The sequence below is a fragment of the Roseibium sp. Sym1 genome (genome assembly GCF_027359675.1).
In the GTDB taxonomy this organism is placed as follows: Bacteria; Pseudomonadota; Alphaproteobacteria; order Rhizobiales; family Stappiaceae; genus Roseibium.
Map to the genome: position 1 here is coordinate 174,705 of NZ_CP114786.1, position 25,037 is coordinate 199,741.

The 25,037-nt window shown below is 63.1% G+C and carries 22 protein-coding genes; 11 read left to right on the forward strand and 11 right to left on the reverse strand.

All coding sequences use genetic code 11. The annotated features are described in order from the left end of the window. Positions 1-298 precede the first annotated feature (298 nt). Positions 299-514: a DUF2093 domain-containing protein gene (locus tag O6760_RS00810; protein ID WP_269583596.1), complete on the forward strand. Its 216-nt coding sequence runs from the start codon at positions 299-301 to the stop codon at positions 512-514. Between the two features lie 7 nt (positions 515-521). Here O6760_RS00810 and lpxK read toward each other — a convergent pair whose 3' ends face one another. From lpxK to O6760_RS00840, 6 genes are all read right to left on the reverse strand, one after another. Then, on the reverse strand, positions 522-1,544 hold the full coding sequence (gene lpxK / locus O6760_RS00815) for a tetraacyldisaccharide 4'-kinase (RefSeq protein WP_269583597.1): 1,023 nt from the start codon (positions 1,542-1,544) through the stop codon (positions 522-524). Then, a complete protein-coding gene (locus O6760_RS00820) occupies positions 1,528-2,847 on the reverse strand; it encodes a 3-deoxy-D-manno-octulosonic acid transferase (RefSeq protein ID WP_269583598.1) in 1,320 nt (439 codons plus the stop codon). Before O6760_RS00820 ends, lpxK begins: the two co-directional genes overlap by 17 nt. Then, entirely contained in the window at positions 2,840-3,538 is a 699-nt protein-coding gene (locus tag O6760_RS00825) for a lysophospholipid acyltransferase family protein (protein WP_269583599.1), read from the reverse strand. The genes O6760_RS00820 and O6760_RS00825 overlap by 8 nt, the downstream gene beginning before the upstream one ends. 28 nt (positions 3,539-3,566) lie before the next feature. Then, complete coding sequence (locus tag O6760_RS00830; RefSeq protein WP_269583600.1) at positions 3,567-3,806, reverse strand: DUF4170 domain-containing protein; 240 nt, start codon at positions 3,804-3,806, stop codon at positions 3,567-3,569. 137 nt (positions 3,807-3,943) lie between these two features. Further along, complete coding sequence (locus O6760_RS00835) at positions 3,944-4,762, reverse strand: 3'(2'),5'-bisphosphate nucleotidase CysQ (protein WP_269583601.1); 819 nt, start codon at positions 4,760-4,762, stop codon at positions 3,944-3,946. Continuing rightward, entirely contained in the window at positions 4,749-6,092 is a 1,344-nt protein-coding gene (locus O6760_RS00840; RefSeq protein ID WP_269583602.1) for a TldD/PmbA family protein, read from the reverse strand. The genes O6760_RS00835 and O6760_RS00840 overlap by 14 nt, the downstream gene beginning before the upstream one ends. Positions 6,093-6,535: 443 nt before the next feature. Between O6760_RS00840 and O6760_RS00845 the strand changes: the two genes are divergently transcribed. Further along, complete coding sequence (locus O6760_RS00845) at positions 6,536-7,126, forward strand: DUF6101 family protein (protein ID WP_269583603.1); 591 nt, start codon at positions 6,536-6,538, stop codon at positions 7,124-7,126. A 54-nt stretch (positions 7,127-7,180) separates the two neighbouring features. Here the strand turns inward: O6760_RS00845 and ubiA are convergent, their stop codons facing one another. Continuing rightward, positions 7,181-8,122: a 4-hydroxybenzoate octaprenyltransferase gene (gene ubiA / locus O6760_RS00850; protein WP_269583604.1), complete on the reverse strand. Its 942-nt coding sequence runs from the start codon at positions 8,120-8,122 to the stop codon at positions 7,181-7,183. A 192-nt stretch (positions 8,123-8,314) separates the two neighbouring features. Here ubiA and O6760_RS00855 point away from each other — a divergent pair, with 192 nt between their 5' ends. The 7 genes from O6760_RS00855 (at position 8,315) to O6760_RS00885 (ending at position 18,090) form a co-directional block, all read left to right on the forward strand. Continuing rightward, on the forward strand, positions 8,315-9,088 hold the full coding sequence (locus tag O6760_RS00855) for a PEBP family protein (protein WP_269583605.1): 774 nt from the start codon (positions 8,315-8,317) through the stop codon (positions 9,086-9,088). A 177-nt stretch (positions 9,089-9,265) separates the two neighbouring features. Further along, on the forward strand, positions 9,266-10,543 hold the full coding sequence (purD, locus tag O6760_RS00860; protein ID WP_269583606.1) for a phosphoribosylamine--glycine ligase: 1,278 nt from the start codon (positions 9,266-9,268) through the stop codon (positions 10,541-10,543). A 421-nt stretch (positions 10,544-10,964) separates the two neighbouring features. Continuing rightward, positions 10,965-11,828, forward strand: a complete 864-nt coding sequence (locus O6760_RS00865) for an alpha/beta fold hydrolase (RefSeq protein WP_442969907.1) — start codon at positions 10,965-10,967, stop codon at positions 11,826-11,828. A 327-nt stretch (positions 11,829-12,155) separates the two neighbouring features. Then, the gene (locus tag O6760_RS00870) at positions 12,156-15,281 is read left to right on the forward strand and encodes a bifunctional diguanylate cyclase/phosphodiesterase (RefSeq protein WP_269583608.1); all 3,126 of its coding nucleotides are present in this window, start codon (positions 12,156-12,158) and stop codon (positions 15,279-15,281) included. Between the two features lie 427 nt (positions 15,282-15,708). Continuing rightward, positions 15,709-16,560 carry a patatin-like phospholipase family protein gene (locus tag O6760_RS00875; protein WP_269583609.1) on the forward strand — a complete coding sequence of 284 codons (852 nt, stop codon included), beginning with the start codon at positions 15,709-15,711 and terminating at the stop codon, positions 16,558-16,560. Positions 16,561-16,715: 155 nt separating this feature from the next. Further along, complete coding sequence (locus O6760_RS00880) at positions 16,716-17,009, forward strand: hypothetical protein (protein ID WP_269583610.1); 294 nt, start codon at positions 16,716-16,718, stop codon at positions 17,007-17,009. 214 nt (positions 17,010-17,223) lie between these two features. Next, complete coding sequence (locus O6760_RS00885) at positions 17,224-18,090, forward strand: MBL fold metallo-hydrolase (protein WP_269583611.1); 867 nt, start codon at positions 17,224-17,226, stop codon at positions 18,088-18,090. Between the two features lie 34 nt (positions 18,091-18,124). On the opposite strand, the gene rsmD is transcribed toward O6760_RS00885, so the two are convergent. Continuing rightward, positions 18,125-18,682 carry a 16S rRNA (guanine(966)-N(2))-methyltransferase RsmD gene (gene rsmD, locus O6760_RS00890; protein WP_269583612.1) on the reverse strand — a complete coding sequence of 186 codons (558 nt, stop codon included), beginning with the start codon at positions 18,680-18,682 and terminating at the stop codon, positions 18,125-18,127. Next, positions 18,679-20,079 (reverse strand): pseudouridine synthase, encoded by a 1,401-nt coding sequence (locus O6760_RS00895; RefSeq protein WP_269583613.1) that lies wholly within the window; start codon positions 20,077-20,079, stop codon positions 18,679-18,681. The genes rsmD and O6760_RS00895 overlap by 4 nt, the downstream gene beginning before the upstream one ends. 170 nt (positions 20,080-20,249) lie before the next feature. Here O6760_RS00895 and O6760_RS00900 point away from each other — a divergent pair, with 170 nt between their 5' ends. Beyond that, positions 20,250-20,717 carry a nucleoside deaminase gene (locus O6760_RS00900; protein WP_269583614.1) on the forward strand — a complete coding sequence of 156 codons (468 nt, stop codon included), beginning with the start codon at positions 20,250-20,252 and terminating at the stop codon, positions 20,715-20,717. Between the two features lie 142 nt (positions 20,718-20,859). Further along, positions 20,860-22,044 carry a porin gene (locus tag O6760_RS00905; protein WP_269583615.1) on the forward strand — a complete coding sequence of 395 codons (1,185 nt, stop codon included), beginning with the start codon at positions 20,860-20,862 and terminating at the stop codon, positions 22,042-22,044. 60 nt (positions 22,045-22,104) lie between these two features. On the opposite strand, the gene O6760_RS00910 is transcribed toward O6760_RS00905, so the two are convergent. Both O6760_RS00910 and mutL read right to left on the reverse strand, forming a co-directional pair. Continuing rightward, the gene (locus O6760_RS00910) at positions 22,105-22,977 is read right to left on the reverse strand and encodes an alpha/beta hydrolase (RefSeq protein ID WP_269583616.1); all 873 of its coding nucleotides are present in this window, start codon (positions 22,975-22,977) and stop codon (positions 22,105-22,107) included. A gap of 64 nt (positions 22,978-23,041) precedes the next feature. Beyond that, entirely contained in the window at positions 23,042-24,955 is a 1,914-nt protein-coding gene (gene mutL / locus O6760_RS00915) for a DNA mismatch repair endonuclease MutL (protein WP_269583617.1), read from the reverse strand. Positions 24,956-25,037: the final 82 nt, after the last annotated feature.

Genomic DNA, 25,037 nt, shown 5'->3' on the forward strand with positions numbered 1-25,037 from the left:
GTACAAATCACCCCAAAAGCTCAGAATTCCACTTGCCGTTTTCAAATTTCGAACCAGGCCTCATGTTTGTTGGAGATCTGCTTGCCTTTCAGCGGACACCGGCCGCAGCCCGCGCGGGAACCGCCCGGCCGGCAGGAGAAGCCGTGAGAGGCAACCGTCGATATGTCGACTGTCCGGTGGCCGATCCCATCAATTGTTCTCTTTCCCGTGGCTTTGCCAACTCTGACACTTGCTCAACCGCAGCGATCTGCCGTAAAAAGACAGGCATAGCAAAACAAGCAAGGCCGCAGTTCCGCCGATGATGAACCGTTACGAAAACCCGCGCGTTCCAAGCGAGGCGCGCGTCCGTTACCTGGATGGCGATTACCAGGTGGAAACACCGGGCACCTTCGTGCGTTGCGCGGTGACGGGAACGGCCATTCCGCTGGATGAACTGAAATACTGGTCGGTCGAGCGCCAGGAAGCCTATGTCGATGCCAACGCGTCGATGAAACGCTATCTGGAAAGCCGGTAACGCGGCTTCATCCGGTGAGTTTTCGCCGCCGCAACTTTTCCTTTATCAGCCCGGACAACCGGTCTTCATCGTCGATTTCCATACGCACATCCAACACTTCCGTGCTGGACGCAATCCAGTGAAAGAGTTCGCCGCTTGACGTCTCCAGCCGTGCCATGTCCTTGGACGTGGTCACAAGTTGAAGGCCACCCTCTTCCGCCTCCGTCAGCAGGGCCTTGATGTCGGCTTGCGAATAGGCGTGGTGGTCCGGAAACTCTCGGGTTTTCCTGACCTCGTATCCCTGTGATTTCAACGTGCCGAAGAACTTCTGAGGCCGCCCGATCCCGGCAAAGGCAAAGAGTTTTTTCCCCGAAAGGTCGTCATTCGGCTGCGGTATCAAATGGGCGTGGAGGATCGGCAGTCCCTTGCGGCCGGCCAGATGGACAGCGTCTTCGGCGGCGTCCCCCTCGCCGACCAGGATCAGGCAGTCCGCCTTCAGCACCTGCCGGTCGGCCGGTGCCCTGAGCGGTCCGGCCGGCAGACATCTGCCATTGCCGAACCCGGTTGCGCAATCCACCAGCACGAGGGCGAGGTCCTTCGCCAGGGCCGGGCTCTGGAATCCGTCATCCATGATGATGACATCGATGGGCTGCCCCTCGGCCAGCCGGGCTCCTGACGGGCGATCCGCCGCCACGATCGTCGGGCCGTGGCGCGCGAGCAGCAGGGCCTCGTCGCCCACTTCACCGGCATCATGCAGTTCACTGTCGACCAGCACGGGGCCCTTGAGCCTGCCGCCGTAGCCGCGCAACAGGAAACCGGGACGATGACCGTCTTCCTGGAGCCGATAGGCAAGCTCGATTGCGAATGGCGTCTTTCCGGCGCCCCCGACCACGAAGTTGCCGACGCAGATCACGGGCAGACGGCTTCTCGATTTCGGCCGTTTCAGCATGCGCCGGCCCGCGACCTGACCGTAGATCCAGCCCGCAGGCGCCAGCAGAGTGGACGCGAGCGAAAACTCCGGTGTCCACCAGAAGTCAGGCGCCGTCTTCACGCTCGGCCTCCGATGTCACCTCGGGGCTCTTTCCGCCGAGATAGGGCTCCAGATACTCCAGGGACTTGTCCAGCGCGCCGCGCCCTGCGTCGACAAGGGTTCTGGCCCGCGCGGCCTGCCTGCGGGCCTTTTCCGGCTCTGACAACAGCTGGTGCAGCTGTTCGCAAAGCGCGTCCGCGGTTTCCACCCTTACAGCTCCCTTGTTGATCCAGAATTCCTTGTAGACCGCGCGCGCATTCGAGACGCGCGGGCCCGTGACCAGCGCGGAGCCGCACAGGGCCGCCTCGACGGGATTGTGTCCGCCGGCATCGTTGAAGGAGCCGCCGAGAAACGTCACCGGGGCCAGCTTGTAATAAAGTCCCATCTCGCCCAGCGTATCACCAAGATAGACATCGATGGACGGGGAGATTGCCTCACCAAGGCTTCTGCGCGCAACACCCAGGTGCCGCGCCCGAACCAGTTCGGTGATTTCATCCGCCCGCACGGGGTGGCGCGGCACCAGGACCAGCAGGAGATCCGGGAAGGTCCTGCGCAGCCGCTCGAAGGCGCCAAGCGCAATTTCGTCTTCACCAGGATGCGTCAGCGCGGCCAGCCAAACCGGGCGGTCTCCCGCCTGTGCCTTCAACCGGGCCAGTTCGGCGTCGTCCGCCAAAGGCTCGGCCGCATCGAATTTCAGGTTCCCCGGTGTGGCGACCCGCTTGCAGCCAAGCCGCCGGAACCGCCTCGTATCCGCGTCGCTTTGTGCAAGGACAAGGTCCAGGCACTGAAAGACATATCTGGAAGCACCGGGCAGCCGCGCCCAAGTGCGGTGCGACTTGTCCGACAGACGCCCGTTCAGGAGGACGAAGGGAGTTGCCCTCCGGCGCATCTCGTCGAAGAGGCACGGCCAGATCTCGGATTCCACGACGATCGCCAGATCAGGTGACCAGTGGGCCAGGAACCGGGTCACGGGACCGGGCGCGTCATAGGGAACGAACTGGTGCAACACGCCGTCCGGCACACGTTGCCGCGCCAGTTCGGCGGCCGTCACCGTGACGGTGGTCAACAGAACCTTCGTGTCCGAAGCCGCAAGCCTGCTGATCAGGGGCAGAACCGACACGGTCTCGCCGACGCTTGCCGCATGGATCCAGACGAGCCGGCCTTCCGGGCGCGCAATGCCGGCGGTACCGAAACGCTCCCCTTTTCTTGCCGGCAGTTCCTTGCCGGAGCGGCTGCGCAGCATGAACAGCAGGTTGAACAGGGGTGTCAGGCTCCACGCGAAGCCCCGATAGGCGCTGATCAGGAAGGGGCGCCGCTCAGCCATCCGACCTGCCGACCAGCTCGTAAGCCCGCCTGGTGGCCGCATTCAGCCCGTCCTCCACCTGGAGCCGGTAGGTTTCGAGCGCATCTTCCTCGGTGTCTCCCGGAACCCAGATCATTTCGCCGACGGCAATGCTGCCGCGACCGAAAGGCAGGTTGACGCTGGCCTTGTCCCAGCTGTTGAGCTCGATGCTGCGGCTGGTCGCGACCGCCACGGGCAGGATCGGGCGGCCGGAATGCTTGGCAAGCTGGACGATGCCGACGCCGGACTTGCGCGACGGTCCCTTGGGCACGTCGGCCGTCATGGCGATCGAATAGCCGTCCTTGAGCGCCCGAAGCGCTTCGATGAAGCCCTTCATGCCACCGCGTTTCTTGATCTGGCGGGCGTTGCGCCCGCCCGAGGCGCGGATCAGGCCGAGACCGAACTTGCTGGCCGCGATCGCGTTGACCTCGCCATCTGCGGATCTCGAGATCATGACCTTGGCCGGCCAGTGCGCGGGCTTGGCAAAGGGCACCATGAAATGCTGACCGTGCCACATGGCCACGATCACCGGCAGATCCGCTTCGGTCCGCTCGTGCACCCCTTCCGGTTCCACGACGAAACGGTTGGTGTGGTAGACCAGCTTGAGATATCCGGCGAGCAGGGAGCCAATCGTGGCGAGAACCCAGGGCTGCCGGCCAAGGCGTTTGATCATTTTTCTTATCGCCTGAACTGGCGCCTGCTCAGGACGCCGTTTCCGGATCGAGAAGGCGGTGCATGTGTACGATGAAATAGCGCATGTGCGCGTTGTCGACCGTTGCCTGGGCCTTTGCTTTCCAGGCAGTGTACGCCTCGGCGTAGTTCGGATAGATGCCGACAATGTCCAGAGCGTCCAGATCGCGGAATGTCAGCCCGTCCGGCGATTCCAGTTCACCGCCAAAGACAAGGTGCAAAAGCTGTTTCGGGGTTTCGGTCTCGCTCATGAGTTTCCTCGCTTCTCGTCGCTGCAATCCGGACCGGGGGACATCCGGCCGGTTTCGCCGCAACATCCAGAATCAGGTCATATCCTATTTGCCGGGGCAACCGGTATGCGCCCTTCGCACACGGGTTGCTCCAGGGGTCAGCCGATAATGCCGCCAAGCGCGTCTCGCACGGGCCCGATCAAGCCACCCGGCGCCGCGACCAAGGCGGGATGTCCGGTCCTGGCACGATTGTATGTCAGGAGCTGGCCGGAAAGATCGGTCAGTTTCCCGCCTGCTTCCTGCACCAAAAGATCAGCTGCCGCAAGATCCCAATCGCTGGGTCCGCCCCGCGCCGCACCGACATCCACCCGGCCGGCGGCAACCGTGACCAGCCTGTAGGCCAGGGATCTCAGGATATCGGTGGCGACAAATCCGCATGCCAGGACATCGGTGTTGGCAACGACAGAATGCGGACCGGTCAGTGTCGCGCCGGCTATGCGCCGTTGACCCGACACGCTGATGGAGGTCCCGTTCAGGAATGCCCCGCCGCCGGAGCGCGCCAGGAACATCTCGTCGCGCACGGGACAGAAAACCGCACCAGCGACCGGCCGTCCGGTGGCAACAACCGCAACGGACACAGTCCATTCGTCTCCCCCGGCCAGAAAGGCTCTCGTGCCGTCGATGGGATCCACGATGAAGACATGGTCATGCGCGAGACGCGACCGGTCGTCCGCCGTTTCCTCCGACAGCCAGCCGTAATCCGGCCTGGCGACACGCAGGGTCTCGGCCAGCATCTTGTCGACCGCAAGGTCCGCTTCCGAAACGGGCGACACACCCGCCTTGCCCTTGAACCAGGTTTCCGGGTTTCTCCCGAAATAGGTCATGGCCAGATCGCCGGCCTGGCGTGCGGCGCCTTCCAGCAGATGCAGGTCGTCCTTGTACGCGGCCGCCGCCATGCCCGTGTCAGCTTCCGGCAAGAGCCATCCCTTCGATCATCACGGACGGGGTTGCGGCCGAGTACCGGTTGTCGAGGTCGTTGCCCGGCACCAGACGCTTGAACATGTCCGTCAGGTTGCCCGCTATGGTGATTTCGCTGACCGGTTCGATGATCCTGCCGTTTTCAAACCAGAAGCCCGAAGCGCCTCTGGAATAGTCTCCGGTGAGCCCGTTGACGCCATGCCCGATCAGGTCCGTCACCAGCAGGCCCTCACCCGCGTCCGCCATCAGTTCCTCCAGCGACTTCTCACCGGGCATGAGCGTGATGTTGGTGGCACCCGGTGCCGTCCCGCTGCCGCTGCGGTGGGCGCGTCCGTTGGGAGTGAGGCCGAGTTCGCGCGCGGAAGCGCCGTCCAGGAACCAGTCCTTCAGAACACCGTCCTCGATCACGTTGAGAACCTCCGCGCGGGTGCCCTCGCCGTCGAACGGACGAGTCGCCGCCCCGCGGCGCTTGAACGGGTCGTCGACCACCTGAATGCCGGGTGCGAACACGGCTTCGTTCATCCGGTCCTTCAGGAAACTGGTCTTGCGGGCAATCGACGCCCCGTTGATGGCACCGACCAGGTGACCGAGGATGCTGCGGGCCGCACGCGATTCATAAATGACATTGGCGGTCCGGGTGGACAGTTTCTGGGGGTTGAGGCGCCTGACGGCCCGTTCTCCGGCGCGGCGGCCGATTTCGGCAGGGGTTTCCAGATCCTCGAAGAAGGTCCGGCTGTCGAAGTCGTAGTCCCGTTCCATCGCGGTGCCGTCGCCGGCGACGGCCGTCATCGACATTCCGAACCGGGACGACATGTAGGAGCCTTCAAAGCCATGGCTCGTCGCCAGGACAACCCCGGCAAGGCGCCAGGAGGCTCCGGCGCCGCCCGACTTGCTGACACCGTCGACGGCCAGGCCTGCCGCTTCCGTGGCCAGCGCGATCTCCGTCAGTTGCTCCGCCGTCATCTCCGTCGTGTCCAGCAACTCCAGAACGGGAAAGTCCTTCACGAGCAGATCCGGATCGGCGAGGCCGGCATAGGGATCTTCCGGCGCCACCTTTGCCATCGCAACGGCGCGCTCGGCCAGGCTGGCCGGGTCATCCAGCCGGTTGGCCGACACGGCCGCGGTGCGCTTGCCCACGAAAACCCGCAGCGTGACATCGTCGCCCTCCGCGCGCTCCGTCTCCTCGACCTTGCCCTCGCGCACATCGACGCCAAGCGACACGCCGGTCACCGCAATCGCGTCGCACGCATCGGCCCCGGCCCTGCGGGCGGCCTCGACAAGGCGCGCCGCGCGGGACTGCAATTCACTCTGGTCAATCAGGTCTGACATGTTCTCGCTCATCCGCCTTCTGGTCCGGCTGTTGTTTACGCTCCGCACGGCCACGCTGCAACCGCCGGAGCGGTTTGCCAACAATCCAGTGCCGCCCGGGGCCGCCACGCGCTTCGTTTTACGGGCTGCTCGCCGGGAGATGGGGCCAAGCCACCGAAGCGGCAAGAGGTTGCATTGCTGAAAGTGCCAGCCGGATTTCTGCAGTTGCCACCGGAGCATAGCCTGGCGCGCGAAATCGGAGCGGCACACTTATAAGGTGTGGTCGCATGACCTCCGCCACAGACCTGAACAAGTTGTTACGACATTGATTACATTCCAGTAACCCTCTTTAAAATCAGACTTTTTTAACTCTGTATCTTAAGTGGTTCACGACTCTTCTCGGCTAGGTTTGAAGGCATCGAGAGACCAAAAAGGTCCGACCAGAAGGTCCGGTGGAGAGTCATTTGAGACGTCAAACAGAAAATCAGGAAACAGCGGCAGCCGGGGCAGGCATTCCTTCAATGCCCCACCCCGGCTGCCTTCCGGTCCGCTTCGAGCAACGCCTTGAAACCCGGCCCGGGACACCATCATTCCCTTCGGAAATCTTCCTCGACCGTGACCGGGCGGTGATCAAGCGCCGCGTCGCCGGTGTTCCGGTCACCGTTGTCGTGCCCGCCCAGGGGTTCGACGGCGTCATGGTGCGCATCGTGCCCGGCGCGGTGGCGGGCGAAATCGTCGCCGCGCTGATCCTGAAGCATCCGGACAACGCGCTGTCGATCACGCTGGCGGAGACTGAGCATTCCGACGACCTGGCCGTGCTGTGGAGCCGCTGGGCTCAGGTCTTCAACCTGCCGATGCTGGTGTGCGACCTCGGCGGCAAGGTGAAGCCGATCGAGGCCTTCAGCGCCGTGCCGGCAGCACTGCCGAAACCGCGCCGCAAATTGCGGCTCCTGACCGGCCGCCGTCCGCGTTTCCTCAACCGGCGCGTTCCGGGCCGGGTGTCCCAGGCGCCGTCGGTCCATGCAAACGAGCGGGAAATCATCGCGCGCTCGTGAGCCCGCTGACATCGAACCGCACTATCAGGGCTCCGCATCGCGGAGCCTTTTGCGTCAGAGCCATCCGATCAGCGCATCCGCCACGAAGCCGGCGAACAGTATCCAGCCATAGGTGCCGTTGGAACGGAACAGTTTCAGGCACTGGTCGCCGTCGTCAATGTCGAGCACCACGATCTGCCAGCCCAGATGCACGACGCCCGCAACGATGCCCAGAAACGCGGCCGGTCCCGCATCGGCAAACGTGGCCGCCAGCATGAACAGAACCGTGGCACCGCTATAGAGCAGGATCAGCGCAGGTTTGGTGTAGGCGCCGAAGAGGCGGGCGGTCGACTTTACACCGACAAGCGCATCGTCTTCCTTGTCCTGGTGGGCATAGATCGTGTCGTAGCCGATGGTCCAGCAGATGCCGCCGAGATAAAGCAGGATGGGTGTCCATCCGAGCGACCCGAACGTCGCGGCCCAGCCCATCAGCGCGCCCCAGGAAAACGCGAACCCCAGGAAGAGCTGGGGCCAGTTGGTGTAGCGCTTCATGAACGGATAGACGGCCACGGGCAGAAGGGACGCAATGCCGAGCCCGATCGAGAACGTATTGAACTGCAACAGCACCGCCAGGCCGACAAGCGCCTGCAGGACAAGAAAGATCCTTGCCTGGAGCTTGCTCACCTGCCCGGCCGGAATCGGACGCGACCTGGTCCGCTCGACTTGGGAATCTATGTCGACATCGACGAGATCATTATAGGTGCAGCCGGCACCGCGCATGGCGACCGCGCCGACGAAAAACAGCACAAGATGCCAGGGATTCGGCCAGCCGTTTCCGGCCGCGATCGCCGCCAGCGCCGCGGACCACCAGCAGGGCCAAAGCAGCAGCCACCAGCCGATCGGGCGTTCCCAGCGTGCCAGCCGCGCATAGGGGCGCAGGGCCGGCGGCAGTCGCGTGTCCACCCAGTGCCGCTTGACGGCATCGGCAACGGGCCCGGTATCCTTGGTGGTAAACATTTCTCTGCTGCCCATCCGCGCTGGCTGAATATTCGGCGTGCGCCCTTCCGGCCCACTGTCCCCGCACTTCTACCGATATTTGAGATGAATTTCACCCCGCAACAGGTCATAGTGCCGCTGTCGTAGGCACGCTGCCGCAAGAACCGGGCAAAGTACCCGCAGGCCCGGGCTTTCCGGAAAACGGAGACCGTAGTGACAATTTCCACCAGACGCGCACTCATCCTATTTCTTGTGCTGACATTCGGGCTTGTGACCGGCCCGGCGGCGTCTTTCGCGCAAAAGCCGCCGCCGCCGCCCCGCTCCGGAGACGGCAAACCTCCGCCGCGGCCCGGCGGCGGCAGGGACGTCAACGAAAGCACCCCGGCCTCCTCGGGCGCCCGGGTGATCATCGGCGAAGTCTGGGTCGACAACTGGTTCAAGCTCTATGTGAATGGCAAGCCGCTTCTGGAGGACAGCGTCTCGTACAGGACCGAACGCTCTTTCAACGCCGAAAGGTTCAAGTTCAGAGCCGACCTGCCAATGACACTGGCCTTTGAATTCCGCGATTTCATGGAAAACGAAACCGGGCTTGAATATATCGGAACAAGGCGCCAGCAGATGGGCGACGGCGGAGCCATTGCGCAGTTCAAGGATGCTTCCAGCGGCAAGGTGCTCGCCACGACAGGGAACGACTGGCGCTGCCTGACGGTGCAGGCGGCTCCCGCCGAGGCGTCCTGCGCGCGCGAGCGCAACCCGGACACGTCAACGGCGGCCTGCGCCGAGACCCGGGCCTCTGTCCCGGACACGTGGATGACCCCCGGTTTTGACGACCGTGCCTGGCCCCGGGCGAGCGTGCACTCCGCCCGTGCCGTCGGTCCGAAGGATGGCTACGACCACATTGACTGGGACCGGTCGGCAGAGCTGATCTGGGGTCCGGACCTGAAGAAGGACAATATTCTTTACTGCCGCTTCACCGTCGTGGAATGACGCAGTCCCTGCACCGGCCGCGTAGCTGCCTGAGCCCTCCGCGCCTGTTGCCAACAGGCAGGACCCGGCCGGGATTTGCAGCGTCGCGGCACCCGTGATAGATCCCGCCAACGCCGTCCTGCCGCCCGGCAGGCTCTGGCCTTTCCGCGTCAACCTGCTCGAAGAGGCAGCATCTCCATGAAACTCCTCCTGATCGGATCCGGCGGCCGCGAGCATGCGCTGGCCTGGGCCCTGGCGAAATCTCCCAAGCTGACCAAACTCTATGCCGCGCCGGGCAATGCCGGCATCGCGGAAGTGGCGGAACTCACCGATCTGGATGTGACCGACCATCAGGCCGTTACCGGCTTTTGCCGCGACAAGATGATCGACCTGGTCGTGGTCGGACCCGAAGCGCCCCTGGTCGCCGGCCTTGTCGATGATCTGGACGCCGCCGGAATCAAGGCTTTCGGTCCGACGAAGGAAGCCGCGCAACTGGAAGGCTCCAAGGCCTTCACCAAGGGCGTGTGCGACGAAGCGGGCATTCCGACCGCGGCCTACGGCCGTTTCGCCGACGTGGACGCCGCTCTTGCCTATGTGCGAGCGCAAGGCGCGCCGATCGTGGTCAAGGCCGACGGGCTGGCCGCAGGCAAGGGCGTAGTCGTGGCCATGACGCTGGAGGAGGCCGAAGACGCCGTCAAAGCCTGTTTCGAGGGCACCTTCGGTGCAGCCGGCGCCGAAGTCGTCATCGAGGAATTCCTGGAAGGCGAGGAAGCGAGCTTCTTTGTGCTCTCTGACGGCAAGAACGCCCTCGCCCTGGCAACAGCGCAGGACCACAAGCGCGCCTATGACGGCGATGAAGGCCCGAACACCGGCGGCATGGGCGCCTATTCCCCCGCCCCCGTGATGACCGACGCCGTGGTGGCCGATGTCATGCGACGGATCATCGAACCGACGATTGCAACGCTGGCAAGGCGGGGCACCCCGTTCAAGGGTGTGCTTTACGCCGGCCTGATGATCGGCAAGGACGGTCCGAAGCTGATCGAATACAACACGCGTTTCGGCGACCCGGAGTGCCAGGTGCTGATGATGCGCCTCGACAGCGACCTCCTCGACCTCATCCTGGCAAGCGTCGAGGGAACGCTCGATGCGGCGGAAGCGCGCTGGAAGGATGACGCCGCGCTGACCGTGGTCATGGCCGCCAAGGGCTATCCCGGGGCCTATGAAAAGGGCACCGAAATCCGGGGGCTGAAACCTGTCGGGTCCGATGGACCGGCGGTGTTTCACGCCGGCACCAAACGGGACGGTGCCCGGGTCCTGGCCAATGGCGGCCGTGTTCTCAACGTGACCGCGCTCGGCGAAACCGTGCGCGCGGCGCAGGAAAGCGCCTATCGCGTCGTTGAGACCATCGACTGGCCGGAAGGGTTCTGCCGCAGCGATATCGGCTGGCGCGCCATCGCACGCGAGGACAAAAACTAGAGCGCTTTCCGATCAATTAGGGTCATTTGACCGAGACGGTTTGGCTCGACGGCGAGGCGGGCCAGCCGCGGTGGTGTTGCCCACCATAAGGGTGGGCCAACGACGCCGGCGTGCCAAACCGTCCGGCCCATTCTCATTTGTTTTCATGGGCATCGGTCCTGTGGCGGGTGAGACGATCCGGCCCATCGGCAGCGTTGCGCCGCTCGCACGATGCACCACATCGCGCTTCGCAACACGCCTTGCCGAGTGAACCGGATAGTCTCATCAAATGATCCGAATTGATCGGAAAACGCTCCAGGAGACGCGCCACAAATTCAGGACTTGGCATTTGTTTCCCATCGCAAGTAATCTTTGACCGGCGCAGCCTGGGGAGACTGACTTGCACAGAACCTTGCCGAACCTGTTTCCGGGGTTCGACAGTATGACGGTCGAAGCCAATGGAGAGCGGCTTTTCTGCCGGGTGGGCGGGTCAGGACCGCCGCTTCTGCTGTTGCACGGCTACCCGCAGTCCCATGTGTGCTGGCACAAGATTGCCCTGCGGCTCGCCGAACATTTTACCGTGGTTGCCACCGATCTTCCCGGCTATGGCAGATCGTCCGTGCCGCCGCTTTCGGCGGATCATGCGGCCTATTCCAAGCGGTCAATGGCGGCGCTCTTCGTGGAGCTCATGCATGTTCTAGGACATGAGCGCTTTTTCCTTGCCGGACATGATCGCGGCGGACGCGTTGCCTACCGGATGGCGCTCGATCATCCGGATCGGATCCAGCGCATGTCGGTGCTCGATATCCTGCCGACCTGCGACTACTGGGACAGGCTCGACCGGCTCTTTGGCCTGAAAATCTACCATTGGATGTTTCTGGCCCAGCCCGCGCCCTTTCCGGAAAAACTGATCTCCGCCTCTCCGGTCCGGTTTTTGTTTCACACGCTCAGAAGCTGGACCGCCGAGAAAAGCCTGAAATGCTTTTCCGAGGAAGCGCTCAAGCACAATCGAGCCTGGTTTTGTGATCCGGACAGGATATCGGCAACCTGCGAAGACTATCGGGCCGGAGCCGGCCCCGACTACGAGCATGACCGGCAGTCACTCGATTCCGGTCAGAAAATCGAAATTCCCCTCCTCGCCCTCTGGGGCGACAAGGGCATTGCGACAAGTGTCGACTCGCCGCTGGACGTCTGGCGCAACTGGTGCCCGGGCGCCGAGGGTCTGTCCCTGCCTTGCGGCCACTTTCTGCCCGAGGAGGCACCGGACGAGACGTTCGATGCTCTTCTTGACTTTTTCAGCCGCTGACAAAGCACTCACAACGCTGCAGCGGAACGATAAACGTTCCCTCGGGAAAGCAACTTTCCGTTGCGTCGCTTCCGAAATTGCAAACCCTCAAGAATTCTAGTGTTAATAAGCTTTAAGAAAGCCATTCAATACAATTTAACCATTCACCACTATTGAGAAAAATGGCAGTGATCGTTTGCGTAAACCTACACGGCCCCAGGGCCAAAAATACCAGCGGATAGTTCCTGCCGGAATGGGCGCAGCGGTGGCTGCCCGGGGGAACAGGTGCAACGCGTGGGAAAGCAACAGTCATGGCGGCGACAAGACTTGCGTGAGGGCAGACCGCGCATGCGCGGTCTCAATGCACGTCTGGACAGTCTGCTCGACAGATGGTGCGCCGACGAGACCTGTTTCGAAAAACCGCTTCGTGTGGTTTTCCTGTCCTTTCTTGCCCTGACCGTCGCCGCTCTCACACTTCAGAACATCGTGCTGGAATACCGGAGTTTGCGCGAACCGCAGGTGGCCACGATGCAGACCGCCGAGCGGTTGCTTGTGCACCAGCGCGCACGCGGCACCGAGGCACTGACCGAGGCCGTTGCCGCGGTCAGCGCGGACCAGGACCTCGTGAATGCCATCCGGACAAAGGACCAGAGCGAGATCAGGCAGGTCGCGGACCGGGTTTTCGCCCGCAAGGCGGCAGATCTCAAGATAGCCGAACTCGCCATTTTCTCCGCGGAACAGGAGCCGGTCTACCTGGCACGCGGCACCGCTCTGGCCAACCTTCATGCGGACAGTTTTCAAACCGAATTGAACGCGAACCTGTTTCGCCAGACCAATGACATAGAGTTCGGGCCCGGCAACGAAATCGTCGTCAGCATACTCCACCCGTGGATCGTCGACGGCAAGCTGATCGGCTATCTCAAGCTCGCCCTCAACATCGAACAATCCCTCGCCCTGGCCAGCTCGGCCGTGAACGCGCAGATTGTCAAACTCTGCGAGATCGGCGCCGCCGGCGAGCAGGGTGGCGGCACCCTGACCTATCGGGTACTCGGCGACCTGACACCGACCGGTCTGGATTTCGACAAGGTGATTTCCGGCAGCAACAGTGTCGACGGCCTCGACCGGTTCCAGTTTCAGGACAACAGGGTCTTCATGGTCCGGAACCTTCCGATACCCGTCATCAGCCAGGAACATGTCGTACGTCTCGTTCTGGTGAAAGACATCACCCGCAACGTCTGGGCGTTCCTGGAGGGCACACTTCTGTCGCTCATGGCCGGAATCGGCCTGGCGCTGCTGGCCTGGGCAGTGGTCTTCCGTCTCCTGACTAGGCTCCAGTCCTCGGTCCGGAAAACGCGCTTGCGTCTGGAAGCGGAAGTCCGCGACAACACGCGCAAGCTCGAGGAAAGCGCGCAGCAGCTGACCGAGGCACAGCATATTGCCCATGTCGGCAACTGGGAACGGGACATAGCCACCAACGAAATCCGGGGTTCGGAAGAATTTTTCAGGATCATGGGCCTGTCGGCGGAGCTACCGGCGAAGGAAATACAGCAACAGATCTTTGCCCGCATACCGAGCCACGAGCATCATGCCGCCCTCGGCCTGGTCCGCAAGGCAATCGAGACCTGCAGCGAATTCGATGTCGAACATTCGCTCATCCAGGAAGACGGCGGTCAAAAACACCTGCATGTGCGGGGATATGTGCTTCCCGATGCGGACGGCCAGCCTGCGAAGGTGGTCGGTATCGTTCACGACATCACCGAACGCCGCCACGCGGAACGGCGCAACCAGCTGCTTGCCAGCATTCTGGAATCCTCCCTGAACGAGATCTACATCCTGAATGCCAGCACCTTCCACATCGAATATGCGAACCAGTGCGCGCTCGACAACCTTGGCTACAGTCTCGAGGAACTGAAGTCGCAGCGGATCTGGGACATCGATCCGGTCTATGACATGGCAACCGTGCGCCGTCACGTGGAGCCGCTGCTGGACGGCGTTCAGGTGAGCCTTTCGGTGGAAAGCGTGCACCGGCGCAAGAACGGCAGCGAATACCCGGTCGACCTGCGTGTTCAGTTGATGAAAGACCAGGACAGGGACCTCTTTGTCGCCATCGCAAACGATGTGTCCGAACGGGTACAGCGCGAAAACGAGACCCGTGAGGCCAAGGTCCGCGCGGAACGCCTGGCCTATTTCGACCCGTTGACCAAGCTCTCGAACCGGGCCGGCTGCCAGCGAGACGCCAAGATCCGGTTCGCCAGGGAGGAAAAGCCGGCGTTCCTGGTTCATGTCGACATGGACGGCTTCAAGAGGGTCAACGACACGCTCGGGCACCTTGCCGGCGATCACTGCCTGGAGGAGACCGGCCGCCGGCTCAGGGAAATCTGCCGCGGCCTGGGCACCGCCTATCGCTGGGGCGGAGACGAATTCGTCATCCTCGCCGAAAGCGGCAGCTCGGATCCCAACGAATTGTGCGAACGCGCACGCCGTCTCATGCGCCAGCCGATGGACTACAACGGCAACCGTTTCTGGCCCACGGTCAGCATGGGGCTCGCACTGTGTCCGGAAGACGGTGGCGACTTCGACACGTTGCTGGTCAATGCCGACCTGGCGCTTTACCAGTCCAAGGAAAACGGCAAGGATCGTTACACGTTCTTCAAGCCGGACATGCGCGCGGACAGCGAAACCGAGGCCAGACTGGAACGGGAGTTGAAGGACGCCCTCAAGAACGACGAGTTCTTCCTGGTGTTCCAGCCGCAGGTCAATCTCCGCTCCCAGGCCGTGACGGGTATCGAGGCCCTGGTCCGCTGGCAGCATCCCGAGCGCGGCGTGATCTCCCCCGGCGAATTTCTTCCGATTGTCGAGAAGTCCGGATTGGCGCCGATGCTCGGGGAAATCGTCATCGACAAGGCGCTGGCGGCCGCGCGGCACTGGCTTGACAGCGGACTGGATTTCGGACGCGTCTCCGTGAACGTCTCGCCTTCGCACCTGGCATCGGGAAAACTTCTGGAACACTTCAATGCGGCCATGTCCAAACACGAGGTCGGTCCGGAGCGGATCACGGCCGAGGTGCTGGAATCGGTCTTCCTCAACGATTCAAGATCCGGTCATCTGCTGACCCTCAAGCAATTGTTCGATCTTGGAGTGCATGTCGAACTCGATGATTTCGGAACCGGTTATGCGTCGCTGTCCCACGTCACGGACCTTCCTATCAACGGTCTGAAGATCGACCGCTCGTTCACGAAACAGATGCTGCAGGACGCCAAGAAGGAAGTCGTGGTCAACCAGCTGATTCATCTGGCCCGCTCCCTGAACATCGGCATTGTTTGCGAAGGGGTCGAGACGGAAGCGCAATACGACCGTCTGCGCATGATGGGTGACTTCTCCATTCAGGGTTACCTGATCGCCCGTCCGATGCCTTTCGACCAGGCAACCGACTGGATGTCGGAATCGGTAGACGACCTCTATTTTGTCATCTAGAGCGTTTTCCGACCCATAAGGGTCATTTGACCGAGACGGTTTGGCGCGCTGGCCAGGCGGGTCACGCGCGGTGGTGTTTCCCACCACAAGGGTGGGCCAACGACGCCGGCGCGCCAAACCGTCCGGCCCAATTTCAATTGTTTCTCATACGCATCCGGGCTGTTGCGGGTGAGAGTATCCGGCCCATCGGCAGCGTTGCGCCGCTTGCCCGATGCACCGCATCGCGCTTCGCGGCGCGCCTTGCCGACTGAACCGGATACACTCATCAAATGATCCTGATTGATCGGAAAACGCTCTAACCGTCCCCGCCCTGCCTCAGCAGCCTTTTGAATACCGGCTTCTCCCGGCATTTTCACATGCCGGGGGTTGGAAAACCGTTTTGGCCCACCACATAAAGTGAACAACGTTCACTATAAGGATGTGCCTCATGTTCAATCCCCACACTTGCCCAAGGATCGGTCTTGCCCTGGGCGGCGGGGGAGCCCGCGGGCTCGCCCATATTCCCGTCCTGGAGGCGTTCGACGACCTGGGCCTGAAACCGGCGCGGATTGCGGGAACATCCATCGGGGCCATCATGGGCGCGGTCTATGGTAACGGCCGCAGCGGCGAGGATATCCGGGACATCACGCGTTCGCTCTTCGCGGACCGCAACAGCGTCCTTTCCCGCCTGTGGCAGCTCAGGCCCAAACGCTTCGCGGACATGATCCGGTCCACGCCGGTCCAATTCGATCCTCAGCGGGTTCTGGAGGTGTTCATCGGTGAATACCTGCCGGAACGGTTCGAGGATCTCCAGATACCCCTGCGCATGCACGCCGCTGATTTCTACGGCTGCGAGGAAGTCGCCTTCGACAGCGGCCCGATTCTGCCGGCCCTTGCCGCATCGATCGCGATGCCGGCGGTTTTCCGTCCCGTCCTGCATGAGCGCCGATGCCTGATCGACGGCGGCGTTGTCAATCCACTGCCGTTTGACGGGTTGCGCGAGGACTGCGACATCGTTGTCGCGGTAGATGTGGTTGGCGCGCCCGTCCCCCGGGACGACAAGGACGACATCACCATGCTGGACTCGTTGTTCGGCTCGTCACAGATCCTGATGCAGACCATCACCAAGCAAAAACTGAAGATGGATCAACCGGATATCCTGTTGCGCCCGCCGCACGACCCGATCCGGGTCCTGGACTTCATGAAAGCGGAACGCGTTCTGGGCAACGCCGAATCCCTGAGAACCGTCGCCCGGGAACAATTGACAAGCCTGATAAAAGAACCAATGAAAGTTACTTGAAGGCAACATACGCACAATTGACCAGATAAATCGTTTTTATTAGAGCCGCTTTTGCCTTTAACAAAACATTAATAAAAATCCCAAATAATTTTCTTAATATATTAGGAGCAGGACAAATGCAGCCATCAGGATCGACAGATTTGGAATCATGTCCGGTGTCGGACGATTTGTTGAAACGGCTGCTCGAGACAACGCTGGGCGCGGTCAAGGATCTCGGACGCCAGCTGCCTGACAATCAGCGGGCCGCCCTGGCTGTCTATTGCTACCGCCGCGCCCACTTCCGCCGACTTGGCCTGGCACTGGCGGCCCTTTGCAGCCGCCATGCCCTGATCGCCGAGGCGGGACATGCCGGCGAGGTGATCTTCCGCCAGGCCAGCACGGGCACAGACATCGACAAGGACAACCGGCACAGGGGCCACAAGGCGCCCGTCAGCCTGCATGTGATCTGACATTTCCCTTCCGGGGCAGGTTCTTCCTCCCACCCGCCCCCACCTCAGGCAACCGCCTTCGCAGCATCTTGCGCGAGCCGGTTGCCTTTTCTTTTGGCACTTTGCCTCCCTGGCCTTCAGGAAAGCGGCAATCGCGGGTCAGACCGGACGCCGCGCCTTGCCACGACGTGTCTTCCCCCTACCCTTAAGCGGACAGACCAGACACGGGTGGCACATGATGGCTTCGTTTCTTTCCGTTCTTCTCCGGTTCCTCCACCGCCACAAGAGGCGTTCAGCAAAGATCCTGAGCGCCCCGGCCGGGCTGGCCCTGTTGCTTGCGGCGGTGTCGCCCGCCCAGGCCATTTGCCAGCTGGTCGCGCAAGCCCCTTTCAAATCGGCCCAGCCCGGCGAAATGCGGGTCTGGCAAGCGGCGATCCAGACCGGTGAAGTCCAGATCCGCTACATCGGTCATTCCACCTTCGAACTCGAGACGCCGAAAGGCATCCGGATCGCGACAGACTACAATGACAGCGTCCGGCCGTTCCTGCCGCCCACCGTGGCAACCATGAACGGCGCCCACAGCACCCATTACTCCCTCAGTCCCGACCCGAACATCGAACATCTGCTTTACGGCTGGAATCCGAAGGGCGGACCGATGGACCACGACCTGACGGTCGGGGATGTCCGCATACGGAACATTCAGACCAACATTCGCGGCTGGGACGGCGAGAGCCGGCGCCTCGGCAATTCGATCTTCATCTTCGAGGTTGCGGATCTGTGCATTGCCCATCTCGGCCACCTGCACCACAGGCTGACACAGGAGGACCTGACCCGGCTGGGTCAGATCGACGTGGTGTTCGCCGCGATCGACAACACCTCGACCCTGCGCCTCGACAGTCTGATGGAGGTCCTGGAAAGCATCGGCCCCGCGATGGTGATCCCGATGCATTTTCATTTTGCCGGCGCCCTGCAGGCGTTCACCGGGCGGGCCCTTGAGGCCGGCTATGAGGTCGTGCGGGCGGAAACGCCTTCCGTGATCGTCAGCCGGACCAGCCTGCCAATCAAGCCGACGGTCTACATCATGATGCCGGGCGGCGCCTGAACGGGAACGAGAGAGAGAGAGAGACGCGTCCGTCTCAGCCCTTGAAGCGCAGGAACAGGACCTGGCTGTCCCCGGCCTGCCGGGTGTCCAGACTTTCAAATGGCTGCGGAATGTCGACCTCGGCAGAGGCGCGTTCCTCCAGGACACAGAGCGCCCCCGGCTTCAGCCAGCCGCCGGCGGCGGCCGACGCCAGGGCCTTCTCGCCGAGCCCCTTGTCATAAGGCGGATCGGCGAACACAAGGTCGAACGGGGCGATCGTGCCGGCCGCGCCCATGCGCGTTGCATCGCGGCGGAAGATCTTCGCAACTCCGTTCAGCCCGAGCGTCTCCATGTTGCGGCGGATCACCCCGCGGGCCTCGGTGCCGTCCTCTATGAAGGTGCAGTGACCCGCGCCCCGGCTGATCGCCTCGAATCCGAGCGCCCCCGTGCCGGCAAACAGATCGAGCACGCGGACGCCGTCAAGGTCCATTTCCAGGCCGTGGGCCAGAATATTGAACACGGTCTCGCGCAGCCGGTCGCTTGTCGGCCGGGTTCCCTGCGACTTGGGCGTGGCCAGCGCCGTTCCCTTGAACCGTCCGGCAACAATTCTCACGAACGGTCTCCGCGCCGCGGGCCGCGTCCCCCCCTGGGCGGTCCGCGGCGGTCGTCCTTGTCACGGTCCGTGCGGCTCTGCTGCTGCTTGTCCTCGACGAGGCCGTCCTCACCCCAGATTTTTCGCGGCGGCGGCGACCGGCGTTCTTCCCCATAGTCCTTGCGCGGTTTCGGGCTGGACGTCATGCGGAAGCGCGAACGCGGCGACACCTTTTCCTGGCGCGGGCCGTTGTTCTTGCGCGGTCCCTGACCCGGACCCTTGCTCGGACCCTTGCTCGGGCCCTTGCCGCGCTCCTGCTTGCGTTCGGAGCGGTCTGCTTTGGCCGCCTTGCGGCGGTCGGTCTCGCTCTTGCCTTCGCGCGCGGTCATCCATTTGCCCTGCGCGGCGTCACGCTTGTCGCCGGTCCTGCCGCCACGCTTGTTGCCCGCCGTCTTCTTTTCCGGCTCCTGCTTGGGCGCATGGAAGATGGGAGCGTCGAAATCGGCACCGGCCTCCTCGGCCAACGCATCGCCAAGCTGATCGCGCAACACCCTGCCGCGGATCTCGCGGACATTGTTCTCCGGCAGGTCCATCAGCTGGAACGGGCCATAGGACAGCCGGATCAGCCTGTTCACCGTCAGGCCGAGATGCTCCAGCACCCGCTTGACCTCGCGGTTCTTGCCTTCGCGCAGGCCGACCGTCATCCAGACATTGTCGCCCTGCTCCTTGTCGAGCGTTGCCTCGATGGCGCCATAAAGGACACCCTCGATGGCAACGCCATCCTTCAGCCCGTCGAGATCGGCCTGGGTGACCTTGCCGAAAGCCCGCACCCGGTAACGGCGCAGCCACCCGGTCGAGGGCAGTTCGAGGACGCGTGCGAGCCCGCCGTCATTCGTCAGCAGCAACAGACCTTCGGTGTTGATGTCGAGCCGGCCGACCGTCAGAACACGGGGAAGATCTTCCGGCAGACGGTCGAACACCGTCGGACGGCCCTCAGGATCCTTGTTGGTGGTCACCAGGCCGCGGGGCTTGTGATAAAGCCACAGCCGTGTGCGCTCACGCATGGGCAGCGGCTCTCCATCCACCAGGACCTTGTCGTCGGCCGTGACGGTGATCGCCGGCGTCGTCAGCACCTTGCCGTTGAGCTGGACCCGGCCGTTCTCGATCCAGGTCTCGGCTTCCCGGCGCGAACACAGGCCCGCGCGCGCCATCACCTTGGCAATGCGCTCGCCGCGCCCGCCCGTATCGTCGCCGTCGCGGATCGCAGCCGGCACCGGTGCGGTCTTTTTGGGCCCGGGCCTCTTGCCGCCCGGTTTGCGTGAATCGCCGGGAGCTGAGCGGCGCTTGTCCGCCGCACGTTTGTCGCGTCCCTGGCCGTTTCCACGGCCCGGGCGATCGGAAGAATTTCTTGTCATCATGCGCGCGTCATAGCAGAGCTTGAGCCTTTCGGGAATCGCTTGTTTGCACCATCTGGCGCATGGGTCACCTGCCGAGGCCGCATGGCTCGCCACCACCGGGGCTGACGGCGAGAGCAAATCCAACTATGAAGGCAATGGCCGTCCCCTCCAATCCCGCGATGCGAATGCACATGAGCGCACCTGAGACACAGTCCCGACAAACCACCTTCATGGACCTGGCCATCGAAGAGGCGGAACGTGCCGCGGAGCGCGGCGAGGTCCCCGTCGGGGCGGTTCTGGTGCGGGACGGCCAGGTCCTGGCCCGTGACGGCAACCGGACGCTGGAGCTGAACGATCCGACCGCCCACGCGGAAATACAGGTGATCCGCGCGGCCTGCAGTGCACTGGGTTCGCAGCGCCTGCCGGACTGCGACCTCTATGTCACGCTGGAGCCCTGTCCAATGTGCGCCGGGGCGATTTCCTTCGCCAGGATCCGCCGTCTCTACTATGGCGCGGACGACGAAAAAGGCGGCGCCGTCGACAACGGGCCCCGTTTCTTCAGCCAGCCGACCTGTCATCACGCACCGGACGTCTATTCCGGGGTCAACGCGTCCGGAGCCGCGCAGCTCCTCAAGTCGTTTTTCCAGTCGCGCCGCTAGCCCGGCGCCACGTGGCACAACGGCAACACCGCCTGCAAAAACACGCGCGATGCCGGATTTCCCGCGCTCCATGGGGAGAAATTATCATGTACAGATATGATAATGGCGTCAGGATCGTTTCCATATGCCATCGGGGTATCACATGACACGTCTTGCCGTTCTTGGCGCATTCGCCGGTCTTCTTGCCGCGGCAAATCCGGCGCATTCCGCCGACCTGCCCGTGGCTCCCGAACCGGTCGACTACGTTCGCATCTGTGACGCCTACGGTGCCCGCTTCTACTACATTCCAGGCACCGAGACCTGCCTGCGGGTCGGCGGACGTGTCCGGACGGAGTTCCGGTTCCGCAATTTCGGCGAGGCCGAGAACGCCTGGGGTGACCGGGACACGGACGGCTACCAGTGGCGATCACGCGGATACCTTTATCTGGACGCCTACACGGAGACCGAACTCGGCACCTTGCGCGCCTTCATCGAGACCTACATGACGGTCACCAACGGCAACGAAACCTCAACGCTGGACAAGGCCTATATCCAGTGGGGCGGGCTTCTGGCCGGGCGCAACGGGTCAAATTTCGATTTCTTCACCGGTTACGCTTTCGGTGCCCAGATTTCGAGTTATTCCGACCAGAAAACCAACCAGCTTGCCTATACCCTCCCCTTCGGAGACGGTTACAGTGCGACTGTCGCGGTCGAGGATCAGGCGGAACGCACAACCAACATTGGCCTGAACGGCGGCACACTCGCCTATGGCGGTACCCGCATGCCGGATTTCGTCGCAGCGCTCGGCCTGAACCAGCGCTGGGGCGAGGTCCAGATCATGGGCGCGCTGCACCAGGTTTATCCGAACGCCACCTATAACGGTATCACCGGCAGTTCCGAGGATACACTCGGCTGGGCTGTCGGCGCCGGTGTCGAGATTGAATTCGGAGGGCTCGCCAATGGTGGCAGCGTGGTGCTGCAGGCTGTCTATACCGACGGCGCCAGCGGCTACGGCAATTCAAACTGGACCGGCCGCATCACCGACGCGGTCTGGAACGGCACCACCACCGAGAAGACCAAGACCTTCAACATTTTCGGCGGTGTCCACCTCGGGGTCACCGACACGGTCGCGGTCAATGTCGAAGGCGGCTACCACACGGTCGATGCCGGCCTCGGCGCCTATAACTTCGATCAGTGGACGGCAACGGCGAATGCCGTCTGGAATCCGGTACCGGGCTTCGAAATCGGTCCGGAAATCCAGTACCGCGACATCGACTACAGCAATGCGTCGGGCCTGAGCGACAGTTCCGAACTCTATGGCACCTTCCGGCTGCAGCGCACTTTCTAGGCTGTAGTGACAAAGCCCCGGATATTCGCCCGGGGCATTTTTTGTCCGACACAAGAAACTCTAGCCGGCCCGTCTCCGCCAGACGGACACCACTTTTTCCCAGAGACCGTTCACCCACAGATCACCGTGATCGACACCGTCCAGGATGACAATCTCCTTCGGCTGCGACGCAAGACCGAAGAGACGCTTGCCGTGCTCAACCGGAATGACACGGTCCGCGGTGCCGTGCAGGATCAGGACGGGTGACCTGACCCTGGTGATCCGCTCGCGGGTCGGCATCGGGTCCTTCATCAGCAGCCCGACCGGCAGCCACGGGTATTTTTCATATGCCATGTCCACCAGCGCCGTGTAGGGGGCCTCCAGGACAAGCAGATCCGCTTCGGGGCGTTCCGCGGCAACGGCTGTCGCAACGCCGGTGCCGAGGCTTTCGCCGTGCAGGATGATCGGCGCCCCGTCCTGTGCGGCCCGGTCGTAATGTTCCAGCGCGTCGGAGACCAGCGCCGCCTCCGACGGACTGCCGCCGCTGCCCGCGTAACCGCGATAGCTCGGCGCGTAGAGACCGAAGCCACTGTCCAGGATCTGCTTGAACCGCTTCCAGCGCGCCGACACATTCCGGGAATTGCCGTGCAGATACAGCACCGTCGGCGCGCCGTCCTCTGCCGGCGCGGCCCGCCATACCGTGACGTCGGTGCCGTCAGCCATTGCGACTGTTTCAACATGGACCCCTTCCAGCCCCTTTTCCGCTGGCGTGGACAGGTCACCGGTCGGAAGGAAGACGAAGCTGCGCTGGTTGAGATACATGTAGCCGGCGGCCATGGCATAGGCGACGGCGACCACGACGAAGAGGTTCCTGGACAGTCTCAGCGCACGCGGCCCGACGCCGGTTCGCCGGTTCGTGCCCCCCTCAGTGCTGCCGGTTTGCACGTCGGCCATGCCTTGTCTCCTTCGAATGCTCCACAAGGTTACGCATTCCATGCGTTTCCCGATCAGGAGCGGCCTATTTGCGGCCGAACAGCTTCTCGATATCGGTCAGTTTCAGTTCCACCCAGGTCGGTCTTCCATGGTTGCACTGGCCCGAGAGCGGCGTTGCCTCCATGTCGCGCAACAGCGCATCCATTTCCTCCGGCCGCATGCGCCGTCCGGCGCGAACGGACCCGTGGCAGGCCATGGTGGCGGCGACATGGTCGAGCTTTTCCTTCAGGCCGTCGGCCGTGTCCCACTCGGCAAGCTCGTCGGCCAGGTTTTGCACCAGGCCCCTGATATCCATGTCGCCCAGAATGGCCGGCGTTTCGCGGACCGCGATCGCCCCCGGCCCGAACGCTTCCAGCGACAGACCGACCTGCTCCAGGTCCTCCGCACGCTCGGCAAGCCTTGCGGCGTCCTCTTCCGGCAGTTCGACGATTTCCGGAATCAGGAGAATCTGACGCGCAACCTCCTTCTTCGCCAGCGCTTCCTTCAGCCGCTCATAGACCAGGCGTTCATGGGCGGCATGCTGGTCAACGATGACGACGCCATCGCCGGTCTGGGCGATGATATAGGTCTCGTGCACCTGGGCTCTTGCGGCGCCGAGCGGCAGTCGGGTCTTTTCGGTCTCGACCGGCACGTCATGGGCGCGCGCATCCGCGGACGGTGCGGCGAAATCCGCGAAACCGTTTTGCGGATGAAGACCGGGTTGCGGTGCCTCGGCAAAACCCGCGGCAGGTGCCCCGGCCGTTTCCAGGGGCCGAAAGGCGTCCGGGCTCCAGCGCGCCGCCGCCGCCGCTTGCCCATAGCTTCCGCCGTATCCACCCTGTCCCGCCTGTCCGGCTGGTGCCGACGGTTGGGGCCCGCCGGAATAGCTGCCGCCAGAATAGCTGCCGCCGGATGTGCCTCGAAGGGCGTCGAGCGCCACGGCGGCATTCGAGGTCGATGACCGGTGTCCCGCCTGGACCAGGGCGTGCTTGATCGCGCCGACCAGCAGGCCGCGAACGAGCTGGGCATCGCGAAAGCGCACATCCGCCTTGGCCGGGTGCACATTGACATCCACCTGGGCCGGATCGAGATCGATGAACAGCACCACGACAGGGTGCCGGTCGCGCGCCAGAACATCGGCATAGGCGCCGCGCAGACCGGAGAGCAGCAGCTTGTCCTTCACCGGACGACCGTTGACGAAAAAGAACTGGTGCTGGGCATTGCCGCGGTGATGGGTCGGCAGGCCTGCGAAACCCGACAGGCGCACGCCCTCGCGCGCGGCGTCGATCTCCATCGCGTTGTCGACGAAGTCCTTGCCGAGGATCTGGGAAATTCTCGCGAGATGCGGATCGGATCCGCGGGCTGCCGGCCAGCTCTGCGGTTGCCGGTCGGCGCCGGAGAGCGAAAAGCCGATTTCCGGATAGGCCAGCGCGATGCGCTTGACGATCTCGGTGATGGCCGCCGCCTCGGCACGGTCCGACTTGAGGAATTTCAGGCGTGCGGGCGTTGCGAAGAACAGATCACGGACCTCGACCTGCGTGCCCCTGGTGCGCGCGGCCGGGACAGGCGGCTGTTCCCTGCCGCCTTCCACCGCGATTGCCCAGGCATGATCCTCGTCCTTGTGCCGCGTCTGGATCGCCAGCCGGGCGACCGAACCGATCGACGGCAGCGCCTCGCCGCGAAACCCGAGCGTGCGGATATCGAACAGGTCGTCGTCCGAGATCTTGGAGGTGCAATGGCGGCGGATGGCGAGTTTCAGATCGTCCTGGCGCATGCCGGCGCCATCGTCGGCGACACGCATCAGGGTCTTGCCGCCCGCGGCGGTGACAATATCCACCTGCGAGGCTCCGGCATCGACGGCATTTTCAACCAGTTCCTTGATGACACTGGCGGGCCGCTCGATCACTTCGCCGGCCGCGATCTGGTTGATCACCTGTTCGCCAAGTTGCCTGACTGCCATGAAACTTCCTTTGACGCATGCAGCTTTCGCAGCGCGGTATGTTCCTATATGGTCCGCGCCGAGTTTGTCTCGATTCTTTCGC